The following is a 12,515-nucleotide window of genomic DNA, read 5'->3' as shown; positions in this document are numbered from 1 at the left end:
CGGACAGAGTTGACGGACAGAGCGTTGACGAGCAGGAAGAGTCAGCGGTGCGCCCCGGCCCGGCCGAGCACCGGCCACGCGTACGCCAGCAGCGCCAGCGCGACGGCCCCGCCGCCGAGCAGCCCGGCCGCCGCCGCGGACCGGCCCAGCGCGAGCGGGACGCCGGCGGCCACCGCCCCGGCGAGCGCGCCCAGTGCGGCCAGGCCGCCGCGGCCGCAGTGTGCCAGCACCGCGGGCAGCACCAGCAGCAGGCCCAGCACGCCCTGCGCCGCCCACTGGACGGGACCGGCGCGCTCGGCCACCAGGTGCAGCAGCCCGCCGTCGTGGCCCGGCCCGGGACGCGGGGCGACGGCGGTCAGCACGGCGAGCGCGGCGAAGCTGAGCGCCGCCAGCACGGCCAGGTGCAGGACCACGGCCACCGGCAGCACCGGCCGCATCCGGGCGCGGAACTCGGCGAGCGTGCCCGCCGTCCGCAGATGGCCGCGGCCGATGTGCCGGAACCAGCCCCCTGCCCACTCGGCCGACCCGGCCGACAGTGCCGCCGCCAGCACCAGCGCGGCCGTCACCCGGCCGTCCCCGGCCCCGCCGGTCGCCCCGGCGAGCGGGAGCAGCAGCAGCCCGGCCACCCCGGCCCCGTGGCCCAGGGCGTCCGGCCGCCACCGCCGCGGCCCGGCCGGGTGCGGCGCACCCTGCCAGGAGGCGGGGGGCGGGCCGGGTCCGAGGTCGACGGCGGTGGCGGTGACGGGGCCGGGTGCAGAGGGTGTCGCCTCCGAAGCTTCCGACGCCGCCGGTCCCGCCGGTCCCGCCGCCGAAAACGCCGATCCCGCCCGCAGCAGCGTGAGCGCGGCGGCCGCCGGGAGCAGCACCGGCCACCGGCCACCGAGTACGGCCGCCGCCGCGACCGGCAGCCCCGCGCACACCGACGCCCGCAACGCCGCGCCGTAGCGCCTCGGCCGGCCCTCCTCCGCCTCGTCGGCCGCCGGGGCCGCGGCCGGTCGGCGCGGCACCCGGGCGTACAGCTCCTCGGCGAGCCCGAACAGATCCGCGTGCCGGCAGCGCGCCGCCGCCTCCTGGCCCAGACCGGCCTCCTCCAGCCGGACGGCGAGGTCCAGCGGGTCGACAGCCGACTCGCAGAGCTCCCGGTGCTCCGCCATCACCTCCCGGACCGGATCACCGCAGAGCCCCGGCGCCGCGGGTGCCCCGGGCACCGCTGAAGCCCCGGTGGCCCCGGCCGCCGGACCGCCGCCCGCCATCAGACCGCCTCCGCGAGGGCGCCCGGCCGGTCGGCCGCCGCCTCCGGAGCGTCCCCGGCCGCCTCCGCACACTCCGCGCCCTCAAGGCCCTCGCCCCGGCGGTCCGCCAGCCAGTACTCGGCGGGCCGGGCGAACGGGCGCGGCTGCGCGCCCGCCGCACCGCCGGCCGCGGCCGGGAAGGCCGGCCACTGCGAGACCAGTTCCAGGTAGATCTCCCGGAACGCCGCGATCACCGGCTCGACGGCGAAGCGTTCCTGCGCCCGCAGCCGCCCCGCCAGGCCGAGCCGCGCCCGCCGCTCCTCGTCCTGCAGCAGCGCCAGGCAGGCACCGGCCAGCGCCTGCGGGTCACGCGGCGGGACGAGCAGCCCGGTCGGCCCGACCACCTCCCGGACCACCCCGACATCGGTCGAGGCCACCGCCCGGCCGCTCAGCATCGCGTCGGCCAGCAGCCGGGGGCTGCGCTGGGAGAGCGCCGAGAAGACCACCACGGTGGCGCCCTCCCAGGCCCGTGCGGTCGACTCCGGCCGCCCGGCGAACTCCACCGCACCGGCCACCCCCAGCCGCCCGGCGACCGCCTCGCAGTGTGCCCGGTAGCCGCGGACGGCCTCCTCGCCGTGGACCACCAGCCGCGCCGCGGGCAGCTCGGCCCGGACCCGCGCGAAGGCGTGCAGCATCAGCTCGGTGTCACGGCCCGGCTCCAGTGCGCCCGCCCAGACCAGGGTCGGCTCGGCGGGCTCCGGGCCGGCCGCCGCCCGGGCCACCGCCGGGGTGCCCTCGTGGACCACCCTGGTCCGCGCCGGGTCGGCCCCGCAGCGCCGCTGCCACTGCTGGTCGTGGGCGCTGCCGGGGGTCAGTATCGCGGCCTGCCGGTACGTCTCCTCGGTGAGCGCCCGGAAGAACGAGAGCAGCAGCGCCCGGACCGGCCACCGGTACGGCGCCTCGCGGTAACCGAGGTACTGCGCGCGCAGGTGCAGACCGTGCTCGGTGACGACGAACGGCACCCCGTGCATCTGCTTGGCCACCAGCGCGGGCAGTGCGGCCGGGCCGCCGCCGACCACGTGGCAGAGATCGGCGCCGCCGAGGCCGCCCGGTCCGGCGCCGTACCAGGGCGCGGAGAGCGGCCGCAGACACTGCTCCAGCAGGTCCGCCGCGACCAGCACGTCGCAGACCAGCGGCTGCCCGGCCGAGGTGTCGGCGCCCGGGGAGCGCCACACCCGCTCCAGCGTGCGCCGCGCGTGCGCCGAGGCGAGGAACGCCGGCAGCGCGCCGTCCTCCCTGGCGAGCGCCGCCAGCCGGTACAGCCCGGCGCCGAACGCGGTCCGCTCCCCCGGCATGACCAGCGCCCGGACCAGCTCCTCGTACGCCCGCCCGTACTGCCGTCTGCGCAGGGCCCCCGGCAGCCGGCCAACCGGCCGGCGTCCCCAGAGGGCCAGTTCGTGCACCCCGAGCCAGCGGCCCCGGGCACCGGCCCCGACCCCCGAGCCCGCCAGCACGTACAACTCGAAGTCGTGCTCCTGCAGGCCTTCGGCCAGCCGGTCGAACCAGGTGCCGGTGCCACGCTCCGGACTCATGCGGACACCTTCGGTGAGCAGGGCGACGCGCACGGGAGACCTCCTTTGCTACCCCTTGCCGGGGCTTGCCCCCTCAACAGGGGCGGTGCAGGCAAGGGCTTGCTGCTCGAATGGGCATGAGGACCGCGGAGCCGCACGCCGGTACCCCTGCTTGCGGCCGCCTTCCGGATGCTCGGCGGCCGCGACTCCCCCACATGTGTTCGGTCCGACAGCAGAAAGGTAGGACCGGCCTCCGGCGATCCATCGGTCACATGCCTGGCTGCCACCTGAACGAGTGAACCGGCGTGACCTTGCCCCGGGCCGGGGCGTTACAGCGCACCAAAAAACCGGGGCGCGGACCGCTGTGCCCGGTCCGCGCCCTCACCCACGCCCTGGTCGCCCGGTTTCCCGGGTCCGCCCCGAGGCGCCCCCGCCTGCCCTCAGGCCCGCGCGAGCAGCTCCCGCACCGCCCGGGCCACCTGCTCCGGGTGCTCCATCATCGCCACGTGCCCCGACTCCGGCAGCACCAGCAGCCGGGCGTCCGCGAAGGCGTTGCAGGCCCGCCGCGCCGAGCGGTAGGAGACCAGCTTGTCCCGCAGGCCGTACACCAGCAGCGTGGGCGCCGTCACCCGCCCGGCCTGCCGCCAGAGCGCCTGGTCCCCGCGCTCGGTGTAGGCGGAGACGATCCCGCGCGCCGAGCCGATGAGCGCCTCCATCGCGTGCGGCACCTCGCTGCGCTGGCGGTACTCCGCCACCGCCTCGGCCCGGGTGGCCGGCGACAGGCCCAGCGGGTCGCCGTAGATCAGCCGCAGCAGCCCCTCGGTGGCGTCCTCGGCGCTCCGCCCGTTCGCCGGCAGCCGGCGCAGCAGCGCGGGGACGCCGGGGACCGCGAGCAGGCCGGTCGGCCAGGCGGTGCGCTGCGGCGGCAGCTCGGGCAGCGCCGGCGAGATCAGGGTGAGGCTGCGCACGAGGTCCGGCCGGAGCGCGGCGAGCCGCACGGAGACGGCGCCGCCGAGCGAGTTGCCGAAGAGGTGCACCGGGCCGCGCCCGGCCGCCTCCAGGTAGCCGATCACCGCCCGGACGTGCCCGGAGACGGTGAGGTTGCCGTCGGCGGGCGGCGCGGAGTGGCCGAAGCCGGGCAGGTCCACGGCCTCGCCGTCGACCAGGCCGGAGAGTGCGGCCATCAGCGCCGTCCAGTTGCCGGCCGAGCCGCCGAGCCCGTGGACGAAGAGGGCCGGTTCCCGCCCCTCGGCCGTGCCCGCGTCCGCGGCGGGCCGGTGGACCGCCAGCGCCGCACCGGGCACCTCGACCGTACGGAACGGTGCGGGCTCCCCCGCCTCTGTGCGTATCTGCTGCTCAGCGCTGCTCATGGTGGACGATGGTAGTGAGCCCCCGGCGGCGGGGCCCCGGGCGGGACCGACCGTCTCAGCTCTTGTCACACCACTGCCGTTGCCCATGGTCAGCGCCGTATTGTGGGCTCCTGACAAGGGGGCTCCGTGCTTTTCTTCCGCTCGCCAAGCGCGAACGCGGTTACCGAAAAGTAGAATCGGTCATCTTGCCAGCCCCGAACAACCCGTGAAGTGAGGAGCGCCGTGACGGCCATCCAGGAGGCGCAGGAGCGCCCGCGCGGTGCCCGCCTGCCGCGAAGCGCCCGCCGTGAACAACTGCTCGGTGCCGCCCAGGAGGTGTTCGTCGCGCAGGGTTACCACGCGGCCGCCATGGACGACATCGCCGATCGCGCCGGGGTCAGCAAGCCGGTGCTGTACCAGCACTTCCCCGGAAAGCTGGAGCTCTATCTGGCGCTGCTGGACAAGCACTGCGACGCCCTGGTCGAGTCCACCCGCGACGCCCTGTCGACGACCACCGACAACAAGCTGCGGGTCGCCGCGACGATGGAGGCGTACTTCAACTACGTCTCCAGCGAGTCCGGCGCCTTCCGGCTGGTCTTCGAGTCGGACCTGACCAACGAGCCGGCCGTGCGCGAGCGCGTCGAGCGGGCCTCGGAGGCCAGCGCGACGCTGGTCAGCAAGGTCATCCAGGAGGACACCGACCTCCCCGAGGCCGAGTCCAAGCTGCTCGCCGCCGGCGTCTGCGGCCTGGCCCAGATCACCGCCCGCTACTGGCTCTCCCAGGGCCTGGAGATCCCGCGCGACGAGGCGGTCCGGCTGGTCGCCAGCCTGGCCTGGCGCGGCCTGAAGGGCTTCCCGATGCACCCCGGCTCCGAGCAGGCCGAGGGCTCCGCCGAGCAGTGATCCATCGACCTTCGCCTCGGCCTTGATCCGGTGCTCTATGGTGAAGCCGTACGGCGCGGTCGCCGCGATCGCCTGTCCCAGGCGGTCCGGAACCGCGCGTGGATGGCTGCAACCCCGGAGGGACGGAAGCCGTGGAGGTCAAGATCGGCGTGCAGAACGCGCCGCGCGAGATCGTGATCGAGAGCTCGCAGACTGCCGATGAGGTCGAGAGCGCGATCGCCAAGGCGCTGGAGGGCCCCTCGAAGCTCTTCGCGCTGACCGACGAGCACGGCCGCCGCGTCATCGTCCCGGCCGAGCGCCTGGCGTACGTGGAGATCGGCGAGCCGGCCGCCCGCAAGGTCGGGTTCGGCACGCTCTGAGCTGTACCGCGGTGCCCCGTTCCCTCCCCTGGGAACGGGGCACCGCTGCGTTCTGCGGCATCGGCGTGTACGGCCGGGAGGACCGGGGTACGGCGACAGTGCGGCCGCCCGAGCGCCGCACACCCGCCCCGGGGAGGCACCCTTGCTGGTCGAGATGCTCGCCTTCGCCCTCGTCGGCCTGATCGTCGGCGCCGCCGCGCTGCTTTCACTGCCCGCGTACTTCCCGGCCGGGCGGGGGCTGACGATGGGGACGGCTCTGGTCTCGGCGCTGCTCGCCGGGGTGATCGCGCACTTCACGATGGACGGCGGCTTCCCGGCGGTCAGCATCGCGGTCTCGGCGGTCGCCTCGGCCCTGCTCACCTCGGTGCTGGCCCGGCCCGACCTCGCCGCCGGGCGCCAGCCCGCCCACCGGCACCACCCGCACCGCGCCGGGGCCCACCGCCGGCACCGGCCCGCCTGACGGCCGCAGGCCCGATCCCGCCGGGCCCGCGATCCACCAGGCCTAGGACGCGAGGCCCAGCGCGGCCATCCGCTTGGTGTGCGCCTCGGTGATCCGGTTGAACATCTTGCCGACCTCGACCAGGTCGAAGCCCTGTACGTGCATACCGCCGACCAGCAGGTTGGAGAGCGCGTCCCGCTCGGCGACCACCCGCTGCGCCTGGCTCAGCGCCTCGCCCATCAGCCGCCGGCCCCAGAGCGCCAGCCGGCCGCCGGCCCGCGGGTCGGCCTCGATGGCCTGCCGCACCTTGTCGACGGCGAACTGCGCGTGCCCGGTGTCCGACATCACGCCGAGGACCAGGTCGCGGGTGTCGTCGTCCAATCGGACGGCCACCTCGCGGTAGAAGTCGGTGGCGATCGCGTCGCCCACGTAGGCCTTGACCAGGCCCTCCAGCCAGTCCGACGGCGCGGTCATCCGGTGGAACAGCTCCAGCGGCTCGACGAACGGCCGCATCGCCTCCTGCGGGTCGGCGCCCACCTCGTCGAGCCGGTCGTGCAGCCGCTGGTAGTGCTGGAACTCGGCGGAGGCCATCCGGGCCAGCGCAGCCTTGTCGGCGAGGTCCGGCGCGAGCTTGGCGTCCTCGGCGAGCCGCTCGAAGGCGCTCAGCTCGCCGTAGGCGAGGGCGCCGAGCAGATCCAGCACGGCCGCCCGGTAGCCGGGGTCGGCCGAGCAGCTCGCCCAGTCCCCGATCGAACCGGCCCCGTCGTCCTGCGTCTCACCATGGGTCTCCATGACCTGCCACCTTAGTGCCGACCGCCCTCCCGCACACGCATGGTGCGCCACCGGCCGCCCCGGCCCCGGGCCCGGCCGCCGCGCACCGCGCGAGCAGGCCTCCCGCCGCCCCGCAGGCCCTCCGAGCAGCGATGTCATGCGCGTCACGTGTTCGAGTCGGCCCGTCACGGTATGGTGGTAGGGAGGCCCGTAGTGCTCGCACGGTGTCACCGACGTCTCGGTGCGCCGGGCAAGCCCGCTCCGTAGCGGGACCGTCCCTCAGGACGTGTCCGTACCGGAAGCCGGGTACTCACGTACGCGGATGCCCGGTCGGAGAGCCGATCGGCTCCGACCATGGCTTGGACTTCAAGCCTTGGCACCGCATCAGTGGCCGAGCGAGGGCCGCCGCGGACCGCGCCGCCCGGCGCAAGGTCCCGCGCAGGTCCCTCACGGGAAATCCTCCCCGACGCCGCCGGAGACGCGCCCCTTGACCGGGCCGCGCGCACCGGCCGGCCGCAGGGACCGGCGCGGTTGTGCGTCCGCGCAGCTGTATTCAGGGCCCCTGGCCCGTACGCAGCCGCGCGGCTGCCCGCCGCTCTCTCGCTCTCGGCCCCACCACACGGAAGAGGCAGCACCCTGTCCACCACCGCTGAACCCACCAAGACCACTTTCCGGGACCTGGGGATCCTCCCGGAGACCGCCGAGGCCCTGGAGGCCGTCGGCATCATCCACCCCTTCCCCATCCAGGAGATGACCCTCCCGGTCGCGCTGACCGGCCATGACGTCATCGGCCAGGCCAAGACCGGCACCGGCAAGACCCTCGGTTTCGGCCTCCCGCTGATCGAGCGCGTCGTCGTCCGCGCCGACATCGACGCCGGCCGCGCCACCGAGGACCAGCTCTCCGACGGCCCGCAGGCGCTGATCGTTGTCCCGACCCGTGAGCTGTGCACCCAGGTCACCAACGACCTGCAGACGGCCGGCAAGGTCCGCGACGTCCGCGTGCTCGCGATCTACGGCGGCCGCGCCTACGAGCCGCAGGTCGAGGCGCTCAAGAAGGGCGTCGACATCATCGTCGGCACCCCGGGTCGCCTGCTCGACCTCGCGGGGCAGCGCAAGCTGGACCTGTCGAAGGTCCGCGCGCTGGTCCTCGACGAGGCCGACGAGATGCTCGACCTGGGCTTCCTGCCCGACGTCGAGAAGATCATCACCATGCTGCCCGCCAAGCGGCAGACCCTGCTGTTCTCGGCGACCATGCCGGGCCAGGTCATCAGCCTCGCCCGCCGGTACATGAGCCAGCCGACCCACATCCGGGCCGCCGCGCCGGACGACACCGGCCACACCGTGGCCAACACCACCCAGCACATCTTCCGGGCGCACTCGCTCGACAAGGTGGAGATGGTCTCGCGCATCCTGCAGTCCGACGGCCGCGGCCTGGCGATGATCTTCTGCCGGACCAAGCGCACCGCCGCCGACGTCTCCGACCAGCTGACCCAGCGCGGCTTCGCGGCCGGCGCGGTCCACGGGGACCTCGGCCAGGGCGCCCGCGAGCAGGCGCTGCGGGCCTTCCGCAGCGGCAAGGTCGACGTGCTGGTCTGCACCGACGTCGCGGCCCGCGGCATCGATGTCGAGGGCGTCACGCACGTCATCAACTACCAGTGCCCCGAGGACGAGAAGACCTACCTGCACCGGATCGGCCGCACCGGCCGGGCCGGCGCCTCCGGCACCGCCGTCACCCTGGTCGACTGGGACGACATCCCGCGCTGGCAGCTGATCAACAAGGCGCTGGACCTCAAGTTCAACGAGCCGGAGGAGACCTACTCCACCTCGCCGCACCTGTACGAGCTGCTGAAGATCGCCAAGGGCACCACCGGTGTCCTGCCGCGGTCGGAGCGGACCCGGGCCGGGCTCGGCGCGGAGGAGGTCGAGGACCTCGGCGAGACCGGCGGACGCGGTTCGCGTTCGGCCGGCGGCCGTGGCCGGGCCGCCGCGAAGGGCGGCTCCGGCAAGCCCGCCGCCGTCGAGACCCCCGAGGAGAAGCCGGCCCGCCGGACCCGTGAGCGCCGCCGCACCCGTGCCGGCAGCGCGCTCGCGGCCGACGCGGTGACGGGCGCGCCCGTCGAGGGCGCCGCTGTGGTCGATGCCCCGGCGGCCCCTGCGGCTCCGGCCGTCGAGGGTGCCGAGGGCGAGGCCGCGGCTCCGCGCCGCCGCCGGCGCCGTCCGCGCAGCGCCGCCGCCGGCGAGAGCGCCGTCGCCGCGGTGGCCGAGGCTCCGGCCGCGGTCGCCGAGACGGCCACGGCCGCGACCGCCACCGAGGAGAAGCCGGCCCGCCGCACCCGCAGCCGGGCCAAGGCGAAGGCCGAGCCGGCCGCCGAGGGCGCTGCGGCGCCCGAGGCCGCCGCGGACGCCCCGGCCGAGTCCCCGGCCCCGCGCCGCCGGACCAGGGCCCGCCGCCCGGCCGCCGAGGCCACCGAGGCGACGCCGGAGAGCTGACGCACCTGAGGCACCGCCCGGAGGGGGCGGCCCGGTCCCGCACGTCGGGGCGGGCCACCCCCTCCGGCGTTTCACGCCCCGGGGTGCGTCACGCCCACCCCCTAGGCTCAGGGTTACCGGCCGGTCAGTCCGTCCGGGTCACAGGAGAGCCACAGGAGATCCGCCCATGAGCACGCCGCCGTTCCTCACCCTCCCCCGTTGTGCGCGTGCGCTGCGAGTGGCCACCGCCCGCGGGGAGTTCGCCGCCCTGCGGGCCGAACCGGCCGGCGCGGTACGCGGGTCGGCGCTGCTGGTGCCCGGGTTCACCGGCAGCAAGGAGGACTTCATCGCGCTGCTGGAGCCGCTCGCGGCGGCCGGCTACCGGGTGACCGCGGTCGACCAGCGCGGCCAGTTCGAGACCGGCGGCCCCGACGACCCCGCCGCCTACGCCGTCGACGCCCTGGGCGCGGACGTCCGGGCGCTCTCCGCCGTGCTGGCCGCCGACGGCGGCCCGCTGCACCTGCTGGGCCACTCCTTCGGTGGCCAGGTGGTCCGGGAGGCCGTGCTGGCGGCCGCCGCCGAGGGGCCGCTGCCCTGGCGGTCGCTGACCCTGATGTCCACCGGGCCGGGGGCGATCGAGCCGGGCGAGGCGGAGCGCACCAAGCTGCTGATCTCGGTACTGCCGACGATGAGCCTGGAGGAGATCTGGCAGGTGCTCCAGCAGATGGAGGAGGGCTCGGGCGACCCGGCCCGCCACCGGACCCCCGAGGTCACCGGGTTCCTGCACCGCCGCTGGCTGGCCAACGTGCCGCAGGCGCTCATGACCACCGGCGGCCACCTGGTCGACGCGCCGGACCGGGTGGACGAGCTGGCCGCGGCGGCCGGGGCGCTGCCCGCCCTGGTGCTCTCCGGCGTCCGGGACTACGCCTGGCCGGTCCCGGAGCAGACGAAGATGGCCGAACGGCTGGGCGCCCGCCGGGTGGTGGTCGAGGACGCCGGCCACTCCCCCAACGCCGAGCAGCCGGCCGCCACCGCCGAGGCGCTGGCCGGCTTCTGGAGCCTGGCCTAGCAGGTTCCGGTGCTTCCCACCGGCCCGGCCGGCGGTCAGCACGGGACAAAATTCGTTAGTTACGGTAATATTTGATTCTGTCCGGGAATCATCGTCGACCCCGACGTCGGCGCGAATCAGCCGAAACCAGGACTTTACGGGCGAGCAATGACCCGGTAGCAGCACCACGACACCGTGGTTCACGCGGGACCGGAGGTCCTGGGCAAGCAGGGGGGAGCCCTTTTGCCGCAGCAGACCGTCGACCGTTCGACGCGACAGACCCCGAAAGGGCTGATACCGACTCAGCCACAACCGCCCCGCACCGCGGGGCCAGGAAAGGAGACGCCCATGCGCTTCGAGATCCTCCGACTGGACGACGCCAACGGCACCGCCACCGACCGACTGATCGCCGACGCCGAGACCGTCCGCGAGTTCGTCCAGGCCGCCGCCCGCACCGGCGAGCGCCTGCTCATCCGTCCGTGCCCGACCGTCTGACCCAGCGCGGCGCCTCCGACCGGGAGCCCTCACCCGCCGCCGAAGACCCGGGAACGTCCGATACCGACGTTCCGATACCCGACTGACGCCCCGTCGCCGCGAACGCCGATGACGGGGCGTCAGTGCGTCCGGGCCTCCCCGGCCCGCGGGACGGACGTTTGCCGCCGCCCGCCGCTGGACATTCCCTACCGGGAGCCGCCCGCACCGCGCCCACCCGGCGCCGGACGGACGCCCGCCACCGACAGGTGCCGCGGCGCCCTCCGTACGGGTGATCGTCCTTGACGCGGCGGTCCGGAGGGAGGAGCGTTGTCGGCTATGAGGGGCGAGCCAAGCTGCCCGAGGTGCGCCGGTCGGGTCCGCGCCCCCGGTCTGTTCTCAGACACCTGGCAGTGTGACCGGCACGGGGACGTGCACCCGATGCAGCCGGTGCTGCCCCCGAGCGTGGAAGCGCTCGGCGTCGCCGTCGCCCGTTCACAGGTCCCCGTCTGGCTGCCCTGGCCGCTCCCGGTCGGCTGGCTCTACACCGGCATCGCGCACGTCGGTGACGACGTCTCGGGCGCCCGAGCCACCGCCGTCGCCTGTTCCGGCCCGGCGCCGCTCGGCGGCTTCGGGGAGCTGGTGCTGGTCGCCGAGGAGCTGGGCGTCGGGCTCGGCGCCCGCTACGCGGGGCTGGCCGGCCCGGACCCGGGCGAGTCCGTCGCCCTCTACAAGCCCGCCGACGCCAAGCTGATGGCGGCCGGGCGGCCCACCCCGATGTTCCACGTCCCGGACGCACCGCCCGACCGCGCGGTCTTCGTCGGCGAGGCCCGCGGGCTCTGGCTCTGGGCGGTGGCCTGGCCCGAACAGTCGGCGCTGGTGATGTACGACGAGCTGGTCATCACCGACCTGCGCGAGGCCGGCGCCGAGCTGGACCTGCTCCCCTGCGGGGCCCTCTCCCCCCGCCTGCTCGGCTGAGCCCCGCGGGGGCCGCACTATCCTGGGCGGCACCCCGCCGCCCACCCCAGGAGCCGACTTCCGTGCGCATCGACCTGCACGCCCACAGCAACGCCTCCGACGGCACCGACAGCCCGGCCGAGCTGGTCGCGGCGGCGGTCACCGCGGGTCTGGACGTGGTGGCGCTGACCGACCACGACACGGTGGGGGGCCATGCCGAGGCCGCCGAGGCGGTGCACGCGCTGCCGGCCGGCACGCGGCTGACCCTCGTCCCGGGCGCCGAGCTGTCCTGCGTCGTGGACGGCATCAGCATGCACCTGCTGGCCTACCTGTTCGACCCGGCCGAGCCGGCGTTCGCGCAGGAGCGCGAGCTGGTGCGCACCGACCGGTTCCGGCGCGGACGGGCGATCGTCGAGCGGTGCCGCGCCCTGGGTGCGGACATCAGCTGGGAGCAGGTCGAGCGGATCGCGGGCGCCGGTTCGGTGGGCCGGCCGCACATCGCCAGCGCGCTGGTCGAGGCCGGCGTGGTGGCCACCGTCTCGGACGCGTTCACGCCGCAGTGGCTGGCCAACGGCGGGCGGGCGGACGTCCGCAAGCACGAGACCGACCCGGTCGAGGCGGTCCGGCTGGTCCGGGCGGCCGGCGGGGTGCCGGTCTTCGCGCACCCGGGCGCGGTCAAGCGCGGGCGGACCGTCTCCGACCGGGTGATCGCGGACCTCGCGGCGGCCGGGCTGGCCGCACTGGAGGTCGACCACGTCGACCACGACGAGCCGGCCCGGGAGCACCTGCGCGGGCTGGCCGCCGAGCTCGGCCTGCTGACCACCGGGTCCAGCGACTACCACGGCAGCCGCAAGACCGTCCGGCTCGGCGAGCACACCACCGATCCCGCCGTCTACGAGGCGCTGGTGGCGCAGGCCACCGGCGCGAAGCCGATCGGGGGGTAGGC

General features: G+C 75.5%; 12 protein-coding genes. 8 read left to right on the top strand and 4 right to left on the bottom strand.

The genetic code is table 11. The annotated features are described in order from the left end of the window. Positions 1-41: 41 nt before the first annotated feature. The 3 genes from ACZ5WK_RS08435 to ACZ5WK_RS08425 form a co-directional block, all read right to left on the bottom strand. On the bottom strand, positions 42-1,154 hold the full coding sequence (locus tag ACZ5WK_RS08435; RefSeq protein WP_465546210.1) for a hypothetical protein: 1,113 nt from the start codon (positions 1,152-1,154) through the stop codon (positions 42-44). Between the two features lie 98 nt (positions 1,155-1,252). Then, positions 1,253-2,857 (bottom strand): DUF3492 domain-containing protein, encoded by a 1,605-nt coding sequence (locus ACZ5WK_RS08430; RefSeq protein WP_465546208.1) that lies wholly within the window; start codon positions 2,855-2,857, stop codon positions 1,253-1,255. 386 nt (positions 2,858-3,243) lie between these two features. After that, positions 3,244-4,173: an alpha/beta fold hydrolase gene (locus ACZ5WK_RS08425; RefSeq protein ID WP_465546206.1), complete on the bottom strand. Its 930-nt coding sequence runs from the start codon at positions 4,171-4,173 to the stop codon at positions 3,244-3,246. 222 nt (positions 4,174-4,395) lie between these two features. On the opposite strand from ACZ5WK_RS08425, the gene ACZ5WK_RS08420 reads away from it, so the two are divergent. From ACZ5WK_RS08420 to ACZ5WK_RS08410, 3 genes are all read left to right on the top strand, one after another. After that, complete coding sequence (locus ACZ5WK_RS08420; RefSeq protein ID WP_465546204.1) at positions 4,396-5,055, top strand: TetR/AcrR family transcriptional regulator; 660 nt, start codon at positions 4,396-4,398, stop codon at positions 5,053-5,055. A 131-nt stretch (positions 5,056-5,186) separates the two neighbouring features. Continuing rightward, a complete protein-coding gene (locus ACZ5WK_RS08415; protein WP_396320712.1) occupies positions 5,187-5,414 on the top strand; it encodes a DUF3107 domain-containing protein in 228 nt (75 codons plus the stop codon). Positions 5,415-5,556: 142 nt separating this feature from the next. Then, complete coding sequence (locus ACZ5WK_RS08410; protein WP_465546201.1) at positions 5,557-5,874, top strand: hypothetical protein; 318 nt, start codon at positions 5,557-5,559, stop codon at positions 5,872-5,874. A 42-nt stretch (positions 5,875-5,916) separates the two neighbouring features. Here the strand turns inward: ACZ5WK_RS08410 and ACZ5WK_RS08405 are convergent, their stop codons facing one another. Next, complete coding sequence (locus ACZ5WK_RS08405) at positions 5,917-6,645, bottom strand: ferritin-like fold-containing protein (protein ID WP_396320710.1); 729 nt, start codon at positions 6,643-6,645, stop codon at positions 5,917-5,919. Positions 6,646-7,374: 729 nt separating this feature from the next. Between ACZ5WK_RS08405 and ACZ5WK_RS08400 the strand changes: the two genes are divergently transcribed. From ACZ5WK_RS08400 to ACZ5WK_RS08380, 5 genes are all read left to right on the top strand, one after another. Continuing rightward, positions 7,375-9,114, top strand: a complete 1,740-nt coding sequence (locus ACZ5WK_RS08400) for a DEAD/DEAH box helicase (RefSeq protein WP_465546192.1) — start codon at positions 7,375-7,377, stop codon at positions 9,112-9,114. 166 nt (positions 9,115-9,280) lie between these two features. Further along, entirely contained in the window at positions 9,281-10,162 is an 882-nt protein-coding gene (locus ACZ5WK_RS08395; protein WP_465546190.1) for an alpha/beta fold hydrolase, read from the top strand. A 327-nt stretch (positions 10,163-10,489) separates the two neighbouring features. Next, the gene (locus ACZ5WK_RS08390) at positions 10,490-10,636 is read left to right on the top strand and encodes a hypothetical protein (RefSeq protein WP_153882781.1); all 147 of its coding nucleotides are present in this window, start codon (positions 10,490-10,492) and stop codon (positions 10,634-10,636) included. A 315-nt stretch (positions 10,637-10,951) separates the two neighbouring features. After that, positions 10,952-11,590 (top strand): DUF6758 family protein, encoded by a 639-nt coding sequence (locus ACZ5WK_RS08385; RefSeq protein WP_465546188.1) that lies wholly within the window; start codon positions 10,952-10,954, stop codon positions 11,588-11,590. A 62-nt stretch (positions 11,591-11,652) separates the two neighbouring features. Then, positions 11,653-12,513, top strand: a complete 861-nt coding sequence (locus ACZ5WK_RS08380; protein ID WP_465546186.1) for a PHP domain-containing protein — start codon at positions 11,653-11,655, stop codon at positions 12,511-12,513. The last annotated feature ends 2 nt before the right edge of the window (positions 12,514-12,515 follow it).

It is taken from the genome of Kitasatospora sp. NPDC032757 (genome assembly GCF_055579305.1).
This window is presented reverse-complemented; position numbering and strand designations above follow the sequence as displayed.

Bases quoted from the DNA above. Each gene is read 5' to 3' on its own strand.
- ACZ5WK_RS08435 (WP_465546210.1), bottom strand. From the start codon at position 1,154: ATGGCGGAGCACCGGGAGCTCTGCGAGTCGGCTGTCGACCCGCTGGAC.
- ACZ5WK_RS08425 (WP_465546206.1), bottom strand. From the start codon at position 4,173: ATGAGCAGCGCTGAGCAGCAGATACGCACAGAGGCGGGGGAGCCCGCA.
- ACZ5WK_RS08405 (WP_396320710.1), bottom strand. From the start codon at position 6,645: ATGGAGACCCATGGTGAGACGCAGGACGACGGGGCCGGTTCGATCGGG.
- ACZ5WK_RS08400 (WP_465546192.1), top strand. From the start codon at position 7,375: ATGACCCTCCCGGTCGCGCTGACCGGCCATGACGTCATCGGCCAGGCC.
- ACZ5WK_RS08395 (WP_465546190.1), top strand. From the start codon at position 9,281: ATGAGCACGCCGCCGTTCCTCACCCTCCCCCGTTGTGCGCGTGCGCTG.
- ACZ5WK_RS08390 (WP_153882781.1), top strand. From the start codon at position 10,490: ATGCGCTTCGAGATCCTCCGACTGGACGACGCCAACGGCACCGCCACC.
- ACZ5WK_RS08385 (WP_465546188.1), top strand. From the start codon at position 10,952: ATGAGGGGCGAGCCAAGCTGCCCGAGGTGCGCCGGTCGGGTCCGCGCC.